The organism is Glycocaulis sp. (assembly GCF_051859565.1).
Lineage (GTDB): Bacteria > Pseudomonadota > Alphaproteobacteria > Caulobacterales > Maricaulaceae > Glycocaulis.
In genome coordinates this window covers 150,945-166,024 of sequence record NZ_JBHYFK010000002.1, presented here as the reverse complement: position 1 = coordinate 166,024, position 15,080 = coordinate 150,945, and the positions used below count along the sequence as shown (strand labels likewise).

Genomic DNA, 15,080 nt, shown 5'->3' with positions numbered 1-15,080 from the left:
CCCTCATCCTGAGGGTGAGCGAAGCGAACGTCTCGAAGGACGAGGGGAGACGCAACCCTTGAACAGCAAAGGGCCGGGAGGTTTCCCTCCCGGCCCCTGCCCGATCCCCGAAGGAGAGGCTTCTAGAAGCGTGCCCGCAGCGTCAGGCCGTAGGTACGCGGATTGCTGGGATAGGAGTTCGTGCTCGGACCGATCGTCCCGACCGAGAAGAACGTACCCCGGTAGTAGGTCTCGTCCGTGAGGTTGCGGCCCCACAGTTGCAGCGACCAGGCGCCATCCTCGGCACCGATTCCGATCGAGCCGTTGACCAGCGTAATAGCGTCCTGCTCGAAGCTCGGCATGGCCGCCAGCGCTCCGTTCAGGTTCTGGCTGGACGTATAGGACGTCTCGCCACGCAGACGCAGCTCAAGGCCATTGCCCAGCGGCTGGGTGTACATGGCGGTCAGGAAGCCGGAGAACTCCGGGCTGCCGCGGTCAACACCCGACAGATCGTTGAAGCGTCCAGTGAAGCCGTTCTGGTTGACTCGCGTTGCCAGGCAGTCAGCAAACAGCGGGTTGCCCGCAAGACCTGGCTCCGTCAGCGACGATGTGCGCGGGCAGGGCCCGAACTCGTAGCTCTCGTAGCGGTTCTGGAACAGCCATGTGAAGCCGCCAGCCAGAACGAGGTTTTGCGTCGGCGCAATAGTCGCCTCGACCTCGAGGCCGCGCACCGAAATCTCGCCCGCATTGTCGAGATAGAAGCCGCCGCCCACGAAGACTTCGGTCTGGAAGTCCTTGTTGGTCTGGTCAAACAGCGCGATGGCATAAACCATACGGTTGTCGAACGCCGTACCCTTCACGCCAACCTCGATATTGAGCGTGGTTTCTTCCTCAAACTGGAAGAGGCCGGTCGCCGCCGAGTTGGAGTTCAGCGAGAAGCCGCCCGGCTTGTAGCCGGTGCCAACGCTCAGATAGGTGTTGAGCGTCGGGCTCCAGTCATACCCGAAAATGATCGAGCCGGAGACGTTCTCGTCGGTGCGCGAGCCGGGCGTGAACGGTGCGTTGACCCGGTTGAACTGCAGGCCCGAACCCTCGATCAGCGGCAGCAGGAAGTTTACGCTGGGATTTTGTGCCTGGGCCAAGGTCAGCGGGACAAACGGATTAATCGGCGCGCCGCCGCCGGCGAGGATCGCCGGAACGAAGAAGAGGCCACCGGGCAGTTGCAGATTCTGACCCAGTGCGACCGCATCGAGCGACGAGAACGGATCGTTGATCGTGACATTCGGCGTGTAGTCCTTGGTCTCACGCGAGTAGCGCAAACCCGCCGTGATGGTAAAGCGGTCGGTGACACGCCAGTCGACCTGACCGAAGGCAGACCAGGCTTCCGTGTCGTAATTATAGGTCTCGTTAACCAGACCCTGACCCGCCCCGAGATAGCCGCCAGCCGGGAGTGCTGGCACGCCGGGCGTGCCCAGCATGTTGTTCAGCCCGACAATGGTATTCATGATCGCCGGAATGCCCGAACCGGCCGGAAGGCCGAGACCTGTCGCAAGCGCCTGAACCGACGGGTCCAGCGAGGATGCAAGGTTGGCGAACGCGGCCAGCTGCGAGCCGTAAGGCGTCTCGTTCTGGAAGGTCAGCTCGTTATTGTAGTAGAACAGGCCGGCCATCCAGTCGAAATTCTCGCCGCCATTGGACGCAATACGGAATTCCTGCGTGAATGCGTTATATTCTTGGAACTGCTGACGGGCGCCAGCCGCATCCAGCGTGGTGAAGTCAGCGTCGATGACCTGATCTTCTTCATAGCTCTGATAGGCCGTGATCGAGGTCAGCGTGAAGCCGCCAAAATCATGATTGATTTCCGCTGACAGACCCCAGGTGTCGACCTGCGTGCGCAGCGGGCCGTTGATGGCCGTAGTCCCGTCATGCGGGTTGCCGGACGGCACGACAGCGCCAAGCTGGGTGAACGCAAAGAGCTCTGACGGAGCAACATTGGAGAAAGGCGCAGCACAGCAGTTCTCGTCAATATTGCTGACGCTGGCGATGAAGCGGGCGGTCGTCGCGCCGCCGCTATCCCACAGCAGCTGTCCGCGTGCGCTCCAGCGGTCGCGATTATTGAATTCGCGCCCGTCCACATTCGTGATGAAGCCGTCGCGCTGGTTGATCGAGCCGTCCAGGCGGAATGCCAGCTGGTCAGCGACAAGCGGCCCGGTGACGGTGCCGCTGACAACGCGCGCGTTGTAATTACCGACGGTCACTTCGCCTTCAGCGCCAAACTCGAATTCGGGCTGGCGGGTGTGGAAGCTGACAACACCGGCGGGCGTGTTGCGGCCGAACAGGGTTGATTGCGGGCCCCGGATGACCTCGACGCGCTCCAGCGACAGGAAGTCATTGATCGAGGCGCCCTGACGCGGCACGTACACACCGTCGATGAACACGCCGACCGAAGGCTCCACGCCCGGGTTAAACGAGGAAGAACCCAGCGAGCGGATATTGAAGGTCTGGTTGGTGGACGCTGCAAACTCGCCCACGCTCAGCGAGGGGACAAGGGTCTGCAGGTCGGCCGCGTCGCGGATTTGCGCCTCGGCAATCGTTTCGCCGGTGACGGCGGTAACGGCCACCGGCGCTTCGAGCAGGGTCTGCTCACGCTTCTGGGCCGTAACGGTGATGATTTCGACTTGCGCTTGTGCGGCGGTGCCGACAAGGCCAGCGGCCAACGCGGTCGCACCGAGCACGGCGGCTCTTGAAAAACGCTTCATTGGGTTCCTCCCCCTCTGGATGTGTTCAGCCTGCAGATTCGTACGTCCACATGACTTCAGTTCGCACTGTAGGCGCGATTTCACAGGTTTGTCATCGGGTCTTTAGTGGTCTGTCAGCCAAGTGAGGCATTCCCGTCACACTGACAGGAGAATTAACCCTGACGGCTGGTCATCCATGCGTAGAACACGCCCGCCAGCGCGCCACAGACCGCTTGTGATATTTCGCCAGCAAGGCTGCGCGCGCCAGCAATCACCGGAACGCCGAAGAACACCTCGCGCATCAGCATCAGCATGACGAACATGCACACCGCCCCGGCCACCGCGTAGACGGCTGTGCGCGGCACCGGCGTGAAACGGACCACCAGCGCCCCGGCAAGAAAGGCGATGAGAAAGCCGATCAGGATGAAAACGAGATAGAGCGGACCCAGGCCCGCCATGTCCGCGAGCGTCATCGATAGCCGGTCTGCGGCGGAAATCTGCGCACCGGCACCCGCCAGCGCCGACAGCACGAACTGCGTCTGCACGATCACGCCAGCCAGCGCCATGAAGATGCTGGCCAGCACCAGTCCCAGCGGATATCTGAACCAGCCCATATCGGCACTCCCCCTGTTGGACCTGGCGGACCCGTCCGCCCCTTGCCCGCCCCACGAACCATCTTGGTCGATGGATGATTTGCGGCCATGATGCCCCGCAAACCGCCGCCTGGCCAATCTCTGTTTTTCGCCGTGGCACGCATTTTTCAAGGCTGGAGATTACGTTCATGACGGTATCAGCACTCCATCACCCTGCACTTCTGGTCTGCGCGCTTGGCCTCATCGCTGCGGCCTGCGCAGACAATCGCGAAGCGGTTGAACTGCCTGAACCGGCCAGTGGCCATTCTGTCTCGGTGGAAACGGTCGTGGACGGGCTGGAGCATCCCTGGGGGCTGGCCTTCCTGCCCGGCGGAGACATGCTGGTGACCGAGCGGACCGGCCAGCTTCGTCTGATCCGCGATGGCGCGCTTGTTGATGCGCCGGTCAGCGGCGTGCCGGAGGTGCTGGTACTCTCCCAAGGCGGGCTGTTCGATGTCGTGCTGGCGCCGGACTTCACCGCCTCCTCGCTGGTCTATCTCTCCTTTGCGAGCGGCACCGCCCAGTCCAACAACACCGCCCTCTATCGCGCGCGCTATGAAGATGGCGCGCTGCTTGATGGTGAGGTGATCTGGACCTCGCAGATGGACAAGACCGGCGGCGCGCATTTTGGCGGACGCATCGCCTTCATGGGCGATGGCACGTTGTTGCTCACCCTGGGAGACGGGTTTGAATTCCGCGAGGAAGCGCAGAACCTCGCCAACCATTTCGGCACTATCGTGCGCCTGAACCCCGATGGCTCACCGGCAAGCGGCAATCCGCTGGCAGAGGAAGACGGGGCGCTTGCCGACATCTGGACCTATGGCCATCGCAATGTGCAAGGCATCGCCATCGACCCTCAGACCGGCATTGTCTGGGCGCATGAGCACGGGCCGCGCGGCGGGGACGAGCTGAACATTATCGAAGGCGGCCAGAATTATGGCTGGCCCATCGTCACTTCGGGACTTGATTACTCCGGTGCGCGCATCTCGCCTTTCACCGCACATGGCGATGATTACACTGGCCCGCTGCGTGAATGGCTGCCCAACTCCATCGCGCCGTCAGGTCTGGCGGTCTATCGCGGCGAGGCCTTCCCCAACTGGAGCGGCGATCTGCTGATCGGCGCGCTGGCCGGACAGGCCCTGCACCGGGTCCGCGTGGAAAACGGGCAGGCGATAGCCGAGGAAGTCCTGCTGGCAGACGAAGGCGCACGCATCCGCGATGTCCGCACCGGCCCGGACGGGCTGGTTTATGTGCTGACCGATCACGCCAATGGCGCGCTCCTGCGCCTCTCGCCAGCGGACTGACACATCGCTCAGTGAAGGGGCTGGCGTTCGGCGCGTGAAAGGTGTTCACTTCTGCCTAAACACAAGGGCCGGGGCGGATTCGTGCGTGACCGGCCACATACTCTGGGGAGGCGCGCATGAAGCGTATTCTGATCGGCCTGGTGGCCGTAATCGTTGTCGCTGGACTGGCATTTGCAGGCTGGTATTACCGGCCCTGGTCGCCCTATTCGCCCGCGAGCATTACTGCGCTCGACAATCCGGACGACTATGTGACCACCTTCCAGCGCATGGACGAGATCCTGCCCAGCGCCACGATTTCGGCAACAGCGCCGCAACCCCTGCCGCGCAATCTCCAGCCGCTTGATGTGAGCTATGAGTGGGAAGGCGGAACCCGCACGCTGGATGAGTATCTCGAAGCGGCGCGCGCGACCGGCCTGACCGTGCTGCGGAACGGCGAAGTGATCCACCAGCGCTTCTTCCACGGCGCGGACGAGACCACGCGCTTCACCTCATGGTCGGTCGGCAAGAGCTATGTCGCCAGCCTCATCGCGATGGCGCTGGACGAAGGTCTGATCGAAAGCCTTGATGATCCGGCGGAGCGCTATGCGCCTGAATATGCGGGAACGTATTACGGCACGGTGTCTTTGCGCCATTTGCTGATGATGTCGGCGGGCATCAATTTCAACGAGGAATACTCGCCCGACCGTCCCTCCGATGTGCGCCCCTTCTTCTTCAACGCTTTCATCATGGGCCGCAGCCCGGACGCGCTGGCCAGCGCCTTTGGCGCCAATGACCAGGTGCCCGGCGAACACCTCCACTACGCCTCCACGAACACGCAGGTTCTCTCCGCTGTGGCGCGCCATGTGTTTGGCGGATCGCTGGCGCAAGTGGTGGAAGAGCGCATCTGGACGCCGCTTGGCATGACTTCTGACGCTACATGGCTGCAGCAGGTGCCGGGCAATCGCGGCGTGGCCGTCGGCTATTGCTGTCTGCAGGCGACCAGCGAGGACTATGCCCGCTTCGGCCAGTTCTATCTGCAGGACGGCGTGTGGAACGGCACCCGCCTGCTGCCAGAGGGCTGGGTGCAAGAAGCCACCCGCCCGGTCTCGCCAGCCCATGAGGCGGGCGCGACACCGGCCTATGGCCCGCGCGGCTATGGCCTGCATTTCTGGATCCCCGAAGGCCATGACGGCGAGTATTTCTTCGCTGGCGTCTACGGCCAGTATATCTGGGTCGATGAGCGGCGCGGCGTGGTGATCGCCCAGAATGCCGGTGACCCGGCCTGGGGGCGTCTCGGCGCGGAGGTGTTCACCGTCATGCGCGCGATTGCCGAAACGGTGTCGCCGCTTGAGGTGGAGCCGGAGCCGGTTGAAGACACCGGGGAACCCGCCCTCGATGCCCCGCTGGGTGCCGAAGAAGAGCCGCTCGACGAGGCATCAGAAGAGGACAGCGAATAATGTCCGCCGCGTCCGAGTGCGATTATGTGATCGCGGGCGCGGGCAGCGCCGGATCGGTGCTGGCAGCCCGTCTATCTGAAGACCCGTCTGTCACGGTCTGTGTGATCGAGGCAGGCGGCTCCGACAAGAAGGCGATCATCCAGACGCCCATGCTCCTGCAGTTCGCGATCACCGATCCGTCGATCAACTGGGACTACTGGACAGAGCCGCAGAAAAACCTTCAGGACCGCAAGCTCTACTGGCCGCGCGGCAAGACGCTCGGCGGCTCCTCCTCCATCAACGCCATGCACTATATGCGCGGCGCGTGGGAGAATTACGACGAGTGGGAGAAGGTTTACGGCGCGACCGGCTGGGGCCGCGAGGCCGCGCTGGAAGCCTTCAAGCGGGTCGAAAACAACGAAAACCATGGTGAGCCCTGGCACGGCAAGGGCGGGCCGCTGAATGTCAAATCCATCTCGCCGCTCAATCCACTGACCGAGCTCTATTACGAGGCCTGCCGCCGCCGGCAATTGCCGTGGAATGATGATTTCAACGGCGAGAAACAGGAAGGCTTTGGCGTCTATCAGGTGACGCAGAAAGACGGCAAGCGCTGCTCGGCCGCTGATGCCTTCCTCAAACCCGCCATGACGCGGCCAAACCTCACCGTCATTACCGGTGCGCTCGCCCGCAAAATCATTATCGAGGAAGGCCGGGCGACCGGCATCGAGATCGAGACCGAAAGCGAGACCTGCACAATCACTGCCCGCAAGGAGGTCATCCTGTCAGGCGGGGCGATCAACACGCCGCACCTTCTCATGCTGTCGGGCATCGGGCCCGCGGACCATCTCCGCGAGCATGGCATATCCGTCGAAGCCGATCTGCCTGGCGTCGGCGCGAACATGCAGGACCATCTCGACATCATGGCCCGCGCCTCCACCCGCTCGGCCAGATCCATCGGGTATTCGCTGAAGAAATTCCCCGCGACCGCGCGTGACGTGCTGCAATGGGCGACGACCGGCACGGGCAATTTCACGGTCAATCCGGTGCAGGGCTGCGGGTTTGTGAAATCCAGCCGCGCGAAGGATTTGCCGGACATCCAGCTTGTCTTCATCCCGGCGCGCGGATCACCCCATGGCCGCGAGACCATGACCGGACATGGCATGATGATCCATGCCTGCCATCTCTATCCGCAAAGCCGTGGCAGCTTGCGCCTGAAAAGCGCCGACCCGCGTGATCCCATCCTCATCGACCCCAACTATATGGATCACGAAGAGGATGTGGAGGTGATGACCGATTGCCTCGAGATCGCCCGCGACATTCTCTTGAGCGACGCCTTTGATGGCGAGTTCAGAGAGCTGGAACTGCCCGCCAAGACCAATGGCAGCCGCGCCGAGCTTCTCGATCACGTTCGCGCCAATGCCGAGACGCTCTACCATCCCACCTCCACCTGCGCGATGGGTTCGGGCGAGCTTGCCGTTACCGACCCGCAATGCCGGGTGCGCGGGGTGAAATCGCTCCGCGTCGTCGATGCCTCGGTGATGCCGCGCGTCGTCGGCGGTAACACCAACGCCCCGACCATGATGATCGCTACCCGCGCCGCCGACATGATTATCGCTGGCGCCTGAAACCCGTTCGAGACCGAAGCCGAGGAGAGACCCGATGAGTGACGCCGCAGCCCGCCAGATCGAGCGCATGAAATCGGTCTTCGACGCGCAGAAATCGGCCTTCAAGGCCAGCAAGATACGCCCCTATAGCGAACGCAAGGCGGACCTTGAGAAGCTCGAAGCCATGGTCAAGGAGAAGGCCGATGCCTTCGCCGCCGCCGTTTCGGCAGACTATGGCCGGCGCTCCGCCGCCGAGACCCAGATCGCCGAGATCGGCTTTACCCTCGCCACCGCCAAGCACACCCGCAAGAAGCTCAAAAGCTGGATGGCGGACCGCTCGGTTCCGGTGCCGATGACGCTGGCGCCCGGCAAAGCCTATATCCGGCGCGAGCCGAAGGGCGTTGTCGGCATTGTCGCGCCGTGGAACTACCCGATCCAGCTGGCGCTGGCGCCGCTCGTCCCTGCGCTCGCCGCCGGATGCCGGGTGATGATCAAGCCATCCGAATACACGCCGCGCGTGGCCGACATGCTGAAAGAGACGCTCGGCAGTCTCTATTCGGAAGACCATGTCGCCGTCATCACCGGCGGGCCGGAGGTCGGGCAGGCTTTCTGCGATCTGCCATTCGATCATCTCTTCTACACCGGCTCCACCCATGTGGGCCGGATGGTGGCGCAGGCGGCGGCGAAGAACCTCACCCCCGTCACGCTGGAGCTGGGTGGCAAATCACCCACCGTCATCGCGCCCGATTTCGACATCGAGGAAGCGGCCAAGACCATCGCCTGGGGCAAGTATTTCAATGCCGGCCAGACCTGCGTCGCGCCGGACTATGTGCTGACCCCCAAGGGCTCCGAGCAATCGCTCGCCGAGGCGATTATCGGCAACGCAACGAAGTTCTGGCCCGGCCCGGACAGCAATGATGACTATACCGGCATCGTTTCGGAGCGGCATTACAAGCGCATCTCAGAGATGGTTGAGGAGGCACGCAAGGGCGGCGCGACCGTGCTGCAGGTTCCCACCGAAAGCGGCACGGGCGGCAATCACCATGCCTTCCCGCCGACGGTTGTCCTCAATGCGCCTGCGGACTCCAAACTCATGACGGAAGAGATTTTCGGCCCCGTATTGCCGGTGCTCGGCCATGACGGGCTGGATGACGCCGCGCGCTTCATCAACGACCGGGACCGGCCGCTGGCGCTTTATGTCTACACAAAGTCCAAAGCCACCGCGCAGGGCTTTCTCGACAAGACCATGTCGGGCGGGGTGGGCGTGAACGTGCCGATGCTGCACCTGTCGGTCGAGGATTTGCCCTTTGGCGGCACGGGCGCATCGGGCTATGGCGCCTATCACGGTGAAGAGGGTTTCCGTACCTTCTGCCATGAGCGCAGCGTGTTTCATGCGCCAGTCTGGCATCCGATCCGCCTGATGGCGCCGCCTTACGGAAAGCTGTTTGAATTTTTCAAGAAACTGCAGGCCGGGTAAGCGCTCACCGCTTCCCTCGCGTCTTCAGCTTGATAAGCTCGCGCCACTCTGGGGCGCGGGGCCTGAGTCGAGGGGGCTATCATGGTAAAATGGATTGTGCGCGGCGTTATCGGCGTTGTGGCGCTGGTGCTGGTGCTTGTTCTGGCCGTAACCGGCTGGGCGGGCTGGCGGTTTGTGGGGTCACAGCCCCGCACCGAGGGCGAGGTTCGCCTTGAGGGCGTGACAGCGCCGGTCAATGTGGTACGCGACCAGTATGGCGTGGCGCACATTTTCGGCGAGACCGATGCCGACGTCTATTTCGCCCTTGGCTACACCCATGCCGCCGAACGCTTCTTCCAGATGGACCTCTACCGGCGCACCGCGCAGGGCCGCCTGTCGGAGCTGTTTGGCGAACGCGCCCTGCGCGCTGATATCCGCGCGCGCACTTTTGGATTTCCAGAAGCCTCCCGCCATGCGCTGGCAAACCTGTCTGACGAGGCCCGCCTCATCGTCGAGGCCTATGTGAGCGGGGTGAATGCGCGGCTGGAGCAAGGCAATCCGGCACCGGAATACCTGCTGCTTCGCACGCGGCCGGAACCCTGGACGCTGGCCGATTCCGCGTCCGTGGTGGTCGTGCTGGCTGATGATCTGGCCACTGGCGAAGGCGAGGACCGCGAACGCGCCCGCGCATCGCAAGTGCTCGAGGGTTCGATGCTGGAACAATTCCTCTCCGCCTTCCCGGACTGGGCGCCAACCACGCTGAAAGACGAAGACATCAGCGCCGCCTTCGGTGATATCCGTCGCCAGACGCTTCCCCCGCCTGCCGGCACACAGCCCGATAACGAGCCCGGCTCCAATGCCTGGGTCGTCTCGGGGGACCGCACCGAGACCGGCGCACCCCTGCTGGCCAATGATCCGCATCTGGGCCTGTCTGCGCCCTCCATCTGGTATTTCACACGGCTGAACCTCTCCTTCGGTCCGGTGCTGGGCGCGTCCCTGCCCGGCACGCCCTTCATCACGCTGGGGCGCAACGCCCATGGCGCGTGGGGCTTCACCAATACCGGCTTTAAAGTGATCGACCTTGTCGAACGCGACAGCGACACCACGCAGACCAATACGCGCATCGAGACAATCAATGTGCTCGGCCAGCGCGATCCGTTCGAACTCACCATCACCGAGACGAGCGAAGGCCCGGTACTGGACGCCCAATGGTTTGATCTGACCGGCTTTGATTCCGATGCGCTGGTGGTGCGCCGCTCCACCGTGTCTGATCCGCGCAACCGGGTGGCCGATGCCACCCTTGCCATCATGCGCTCCACCGGCTGGGACGATTTCGTGGAGGCCGGGCGCGGCTGGACCGCGCCGATGCAGAACATGCACTATGCGGGCGTGGACGGCACAATCGGCTACACCACCGCAGGTCTTTTGCCGATCCGCGATGAGGATGGCGAGTGGACGGGCTTTGTCCCGTTCGAGGAACTTCCCCGCATCGTCAATCCCGCTGGCGGATCGATTGCGTCGGGCAATAATCTGCCAGCAGGCGCGGCCTATCCCTATCCGCTTCCCGGCCGCTATGCGGTCCACCGCGCCGTGCGTATCGAAAACATGCTGGCTGAGCGCCGCCGTCACTCGCTGGAAGGCTTCATCACCATGCAGATGGATGTCACCTCTGCTCTGGCTGAAGCCATCCTGCCGGCCCTGCTGGCCGCGCAGCCTGAAAGCGAGCTGGGCCTCGAAGCGCTCGCCCGCCTCGAAGGCTGGAACGCATCGCTGGATGCAGAGGGCCCGGAAGGGCTTATTCTGTCAGCCTGGCTGCGGGTGATGACCGAGGCGATCTGGGCCGATGAGCTGGGCCCCATGGCGCGCTATTTCCGCGGGCCGCGCCCTGTCTTCGTGCAGGACGTGCTGACGGGCGATGCATCATCCTGGTGCAACAACGTGACGACCACGCAGGTGGAAACCTGCCCCGTCATTGCCGGGCTGGCGCTGGACACCGCCATGGCGGAGCTGGCGCGAACCAATGGCGGCGATATATCCAGCTGGCGCTGGGGCGACCATGCGCAGGGCTATTTTGCCCACCCCATGGATTCCCTGCCTGTGCTGGGCGGCATGTTTGGCGTGCGCGTGCCGGTGGGCGGCGATGGCACCACCGTCAATGTCGCCAATTTCAGCTATGCCGGTGAAGGGTTCGACATCGTCCACGCCGCCTCCCTTCGCGTGGTTTACGATCTCGCAGACCTGAACAATTCCCGCTTCATCCACGGGCCGGGCCAGTCGGGCCATCCGCTCTCGCCGCATTATCGCGATCTTGCGGAACTCTGGTCGCGCGGCGAGTATTTCCAGATCCGTGATGACTGGACGCCGCAAAGCGCGCCGCAAGGATCGCGCGTTCTGACGTTGAGACCGCGCTAGGAGTGTCATGCAGACCCGTACAATCGAGCTGGACGGCCACGACGTCACCTATCAGGTGCGCCATACCGGGCGGCGAACGATCGGGCTGCGCATCGATGCCGATGGCCTGACCATCACCCTGCCCCGGCGCACACCCGCGATCGAAGCGGACCGGGTGGCGCGCGACCGGGCGGGATGGATACTGCCCCGGCTTGAAAAATGGAGTGCGCGCGCCCGGCCGGACTTTACCGGTATGGGCGGCCAGACAATCGGCTATCTGGGCCGCGAGCTGGAAGTCGTGGTCGAGCCGCACGGGCGCGCACGCACCCTCATCAGCGTTCATGACGATCACCTGCTGGTGAAAACCGATGAACGCCTCGATCCATCCTTGCGCGATGCCACCGTGCTGCGGGCGGTCAAGCGCTGGCGGGCCGATACTGCCCTTGCCGACTATACGCCGCGCATCGCGCACTATGCCGGAGCGCTCGGCCTGCCTGCCCCGCAAGTGAAGGTACGAGCGCAGGAGTCACGCTGGGGCAGCTGTTCATCAGACGGCGTGATCCGCATGAATACGCGCCTGATCGCCTTCCCCGAGGACGAGATCGCCTATGTCTGCGCCCACGAGGCCTGCCACCTCATCGAGATGAACCATTCGCCGCGCTTTTATGCCCTGCTGGACCGGATCATGCCCGACCACAAGGCGCGCCGCCGGTCAATGCGCGAGCGTACCCCGCCCGGCCATACATTCTGACAATCACAACGCAAAACGCCGCGCCGGATATTCCGGCGCGGCGTAATGTTTGTGCAGTCCCGTAAAGGGAAGCTGGCCTAGCGGCGGGCCGTTGCCGTACGCGGCAGCAGACCTTCGCGCTGGGCGCGCTTGCGGGCCAGCTTGCGGGCGCGGCGGATCGCCTCCGCCTTCTGGCGAGCGCGCTTTTCAGACGGCTTTTCGTAATGGTTGCGGCGCTTCATCTCGCGGAAAGTGCCTTCCCGCTGCATTTTCTTTTTCAATGCCTTGAGCGCTTGCTCGACATTGTTATCGCGCACGACGATCTGAACGATGACTTACTCTCCCAGGTCCTGCAACGGGTCCGGTCTGGCCGGTCACCCAGAATTCTAACACGAAAAGGCGTAACAGAGCGGTTCTGGATCGCCTGTTCCGCCGGAAACTTTGCGATGAGGCGCGGGTGTTACCAGAGCAAAGCCCTGCTGTCCATACACATCGCGGCATGCTGACGCGATGACGCGCACACAAATTCACAGTAGATTACCCGCCATGAGCACATCAAACGCCTCTGACCGCCCCAATCGTTCCCACGCGGATGCAGCCCGCGCCCGGCTGCTGGACGCTGCCCTGCCCCATATACCCTTCGAGGGCTGGTCAGGATCGCTCCTGCGCATCGCCGCGCGCGATGCCGGGATGAGCGATGACGAGGTGGCGCTCTATTGCCCGGACGGCGCCATCAGCCTGATCGTGTTCTGGTGGCGCGAAATGGATGACGCCGCACAGGAAGCCATAACGGCGGGAGAATCACCGGCAAAGATCCGCGAGCGCATCCGCCGCGCGGTCGTGCTGCGTCTGGAAGCGGCAAAGGGCCATGAGGATGCGCTGTCGCGTGCCCGCGCCCGCCTGCTGCTGCCCGACGGTATCGCCACCGGCGCGCAGCTCGCCTGGAACACGTCTGACATGATCTGGCGGGCGATTGGCGACAGCTCGACCGATGCCAACTGGTATTCCAAGCGGACGATTCTCACCGGCGTATGGACGTCCAGCCTCGCCATCTGGCTGTCAGAGAACGATCCGGCAAAGCCCGAAACACTCGCCTTCCTAGACCGGCGCATCGCCAATGTGATGGAGTTCGAGAAGGTGAAGGCGAAGGTCAACAAGCAGCTTGCCGGCCTGCCGGACTTTGCCGCCATGGCCGCGAAAATGCGCTACGGGACGCGGTAACCCTCACATGTTCTGAACTCCCGGACGGCAGAGCCGATCCGGGACCTTATGCAAGAAAATCGGAGAGAGGCCCGGATCGCTGCGCGTCCGGGGTTTCAGCGAGGGGAAGTCCTCACCCCTTCTTCTTGCCCCCATCGGGCGTGTATTTATTGACCTTCTCACGCACTACCACGGCGCCGGCGATGACGATCACCGCTTCGCCGAGCGGTGGCTCTGAATAGCGCGCGGCAAGTTCGATGAGCGTGCCGCGATGGACACGCTCGAACGCCTTGGTCAACTCGAACGCCACGGCGCCCTGCCGCTCGCCGAGCACAGCGGCGGCATCGGCTAGCGTCTCGGAGAGGCGCTGCGCGCTTTCCATGATGATGAGGGTCGCCGGATCGGCCTTGAACGGCTCCAGCCAGCGCTGGCGCTTGCCGCTCTTGCGCGGTGCGAACCCCAGAAAAGTAAAGCGGTCGGTCGGCAGGCCCGACACCGCCAGCGCGGTCAGCACCGAGGATGGTCCCGGAACCGCGCTGACCTCAAACCCGGCTTCGATCACCGCGCGCACCACCCGGTAGCCCGGATCGGAGATGGCAGGCATGCCCGCATCGCTGACCAGCGCCACGCTCTCGCCCTGCCCCAGCAGTTTGACGATACCGCCCGCGCTGCTCTGCTCGTTATGGTCATGACAGGCGATCAGGCGCGGCAGGGTGATACCGGCCAGATCCAGCAGGCGGCGCGTAGTGCGCGTATCCTCGCAAGCAATGACGCTGACCTCTGACAGGATGCGCGCCGCGCGGGGCGGCAGGTCTTCCAGATTGCCGATAGGCGTACCCACCAGCCAGAGCCGGGGGCCGTCATAGGGCGTTTCAAGATTGGCGCTCGCGCTCATGAAGGAGCGTTTTAGACCATCACGCGTTTCTGGCCAGAGCACACTTTCAGGCATGCGCGTTCACCGGTAATCTTTTCCTCGAAGTGGGCTTGGGTATTCGCAGTCACGAGAGGACAGGGCTGATGACGAAGATTTCCAGATTCTTGCTCGCGGGCGCGGGCTGTCTTGCGCTGGCTGGGCTGGCGGCGTGCGAGGATAATGCCGGGACCGCCGGCTGGGTTGATGTCGACGAGGCGGTGACGACACCGGCCGCCGAACCTGATCAGGATGCCGGGGAACGGGTGTCGACCCGCGAGCAGCATTTCGATGCCTTTGGCTATTATCTGCCCTTTGAACCGCTGCAGTTCGGCAATTGGCGGCTGGACAATGTCTTCATCGCCCCCAGTAGCGATTTCGAGGCATGGGAAGCGGGCGGCAGGCGCGACGAGATGCCGTTCGGCCCGGTGTTTGTGGATTTTTCTGATGTGAACAGCCCGACCGGCACAAACGAGCTCGGCGGCGAGTATCACACCGTCACGACGCGCGTGCAGGCCGACTATTACTATCTGGCCGATGGTGCCTTCACCTTTGAAGGCATCGATCCGGAGCTGGGAACCGTCATCATTGACGGCGCGCTGCACGGCGATGTCGTCCGCGCCGGTGACAGCCAGCGCCCTGCCTTTACCGGCGGTGTGGAAGTGGGCGGAGAGCGTATCCGCAATATCTCGCTGCGCTGGTATGGTGGGGACTAGGCTTA

Annotated in this window: 12 protein-coding genes; 8 read left to right on the top strand and 4 right to left on the bottom strand. The window is 63.4% G+C overall.

What is annotated here, in order from left to right:
* Positions 1-122: 122 nt before the first annotated feature.
* A complete protein-coding gene (locus ACTIGC_RS03260; protein ID WP_439633051.1) occupies positions 123-2,738 on the bottom strand; it encodes a TonB-dependent receptor in 2,616 nt (871 codons plus the stop codon).
* Between the two features lie 152 nt (positions 2,739-2,890).
* Positions 2,891-3,331: a hypothetical protein gene (locus tag ACTIGC_RS03255; protein ID WP_127568545.1), complete on the bottom strand. Its 441-nt coding sequence runs from the start codon at positions 3,329-3,331 to the stop codon at positions 2,891-2,893.
* A gap of 167 nt (positions 3,332-3,498) precedes the next feature.
* Between ACTIGC_RS03255 and ACTIGC_RS03250 the strand changes: the two genes are divergently transcribed.
* The 6 genes from ACTIGC_RS03250 (at position 3,499) to ACTIGC_RS03225 (ending at position 12,270) form a co-directional block, all read left to right on the top strand.
* On the top strand, positions 3,499-4,653 hold the full coding sequence (locus ACTIGC_RS03250; protein WP_439633050.1) for a PQQ-dependent sugar dehydrogenase: 1,155 nt from the start codon (positions 3,499-3,501) through the stop codon (positions 4,651-4,653).
* Positions 4,654-4,769: 116 nt separating this feature from the next.
* Entirely contained in the window at positions 4,770-6,089 is a 1,320-nt protein-coding gene (locus tag ACTIGC_RS03245; RefSeq protein WP_439633049.1) for a serine hydrolase domain-containing protein, read from the top strand.
* The gene (locus ACTIGC_RS03240) at positions 6,089-7,693 is read left to right on the top strand and encodes a GMC family oxidoreductase (RefSeq protein ID WP_439633048.1); all 1,605 of its coding nucleotides are present in this window, start codon (positions 6,089-6,091) and stop codon (positions 7,691-7,693) included. Before ACTIGC_RS03245 ends, ACTIGC_RS03240 begins: the two co-directional genes overlap by 1 nt.
* A gap of 34 nt (positions 7,694-7,727) precedes the next feature.
* Complete coding sequence (locus ACTIGC_RS03235) at positions 7,728-9,149, top strand: coniferyl aldehyde dehydrogenase (protein ID WP_439633047.1); 1,422 nt, start codon at positions 7,728-7,730, stop codon at positions 9,147-9,149.
* Positions 9,150-9,230: 81 nt separating this feature from the next.
* Positions 9,231-11,540: a penicillin acylase family protein gene (locus tag ACTIGC_RS03230; RefSeq protein WP_439633046.1), complete on the top strand. Its 2,310-nt coding sequence runs from the start codon at positions 9,231-9,233 to the stop codon at positions 11,538-11,540.
* 7 nt (positions 11,541-11,547) lie between these two features.
* Positions 11,548-12,270, top strand: coding sequence for a M48 family metallopeptidase (locus ACTIGC_RS03225; RefSeq protein WP_127568554.1), 723 nt, complete (start codon positions 11,548-11,550; stop codon positions 12,268-12,270).
* 77 nt (positions 12,271-12,347) lie between these two features.
* Here the strand turns inward: ACTIGC_RS03225 and rpsU are convergent, their stop codons facing one another.
* On the bottom strand, positions 12,348-12,581 hold the full coding sequence (rpsU, locus tag ACTIGC_RS03220; RefSeq protein WP_036514953.1) for a 30S ribosomal protein S21: 234 nt from the start codon (positions 12,579-12,581) through the stop codon (positions 12,348-12,350).
* A 214-nt stretch (positions 12,582-12,795) separates the two neighbouring features.
* Here rpsU and ACTIGC_RS03215 point away from each other — a divergent pair, with 214 nt between their 5' ends.
* Positions 12,796-13,470 (top strand): COQ9 family protein, encoded by a 675-nt coding sequence (locus tag ACTIGC_RS03215; RefSeq protein WP_439633045.1) that lies wholly within the window; start codon positions 12,796-12,798, stop codon positions 13,468-13,470.
* Positions 13,471-13,582: 112 nt separating this feature from the next.
* Here the strand turns inward: ACTIGC_RS03215 and rsmI are convergent, their stop codons facing one another.
* Positions 13,583-14,344 (bottom strand): 16S rRNA (cytidine(1402)-2'-O)-methyltransferase, encoded by a 762-nt coding sequence (gene rsmI / locus ACTIGC_RS03210; RefSeq protein ID WP_439633044.1) that lies wholly within the window; start codon positions 14,342-14,344, stop codon positions 13,583-13,585.
* Between the two features lie 122 nt (positions 14,345-14,466).
* On the opposite strand from rsmI, the gene ACTIGC_RS03205 reads away from it, so the two are divergent.
* Entirely contained in the window at positions 14,467-15,075 is a 609-nt protein-coding gene (locus tag ACTIGC_RS03205) for a hypothetical protein (RefSeq protein WP_127568557.1), read from the top strand.
* Positions 15,076-15,080: the final 5 nt, after the last annotated feature.

Coding starts and splice junctions, on each gene's coding strand:
- ACTIGC_RS03230 (WP_439633046.1), top strand. CDS start 9,231: ATGGTAAAATGGATTGTGCGCGGCGTTATCGGCGTTGTGGCGCTGGTG.
- rsmI (WP_439633044.1), bottom strand. CDS start 14,344: ATGAGCGCGAGCGCCAATCTTGAAACGCCCTATGACGGCCCCCGGCTC.
- ACTIGC_RS03245 (WP_439633049.1), top strand. CDS start 4,770: ATGAAGCGTATTCTGATCGGCCTGGTGGCCGTAATCGTTGTCGCTGGA.
- ACTIGC_RS03240 (WP_439633048.1), top strand. CDS start 6,089: ATGTCCGCCGCGTCCGAGTGCGATTATGTGATCGCGGGCGCGGGCAGC.
- ACTIGC_RS03255 (WP_127568545.1), bottom strand. CDS start 3,331: ATGGGCTGGTTCAGATATCCGCTGGGACTGGTGCTGGCCAGCATCTTC.
- ACTIGC_RS03250 (WP_439633050.1), top strand. CDS start 3,499: ATGACGGTATCAGCACTCCATCACCCTGCACTTCTGGTCTGCGCGCTT.
- ACTIGC_RS03205 (WP_127568557.1), top strand. CDS start 14,467: ATGACGAAGATTTCCAGATTCTTGCTCGCGGGCGCGGGCTGTCTTGCG.
- ACTIGC_RS03215 (WP_439633045.1), top strand. CDS start 12,796: ATGAGCACATCAAACGCCTCTGACCGCCCCAATCGTTCCCACGCGGAT.
- ACTIGC_RS03260 (WP_439633051.1), bottom strand. CDS start 2,738: ATGAAGCGTTTTTCAAGAGCCGCCGTGCTCGGTGCGACCGCGTTGGCC.
- ACTIGC_RS03235 (WP_439633047.1), top strand. CDS start 7,728: ATGAGTGACGCCGCAGCCCGCCAGATCGAGCGCATGAAATCGGTCTTC.
- ACTIGC_RS03225 (WP_127568554.1), top strand. CDS start 11,548: ATGCAGACCCGTACAATCGAGCTGGACGGCCACGACGTCACCTATCAG.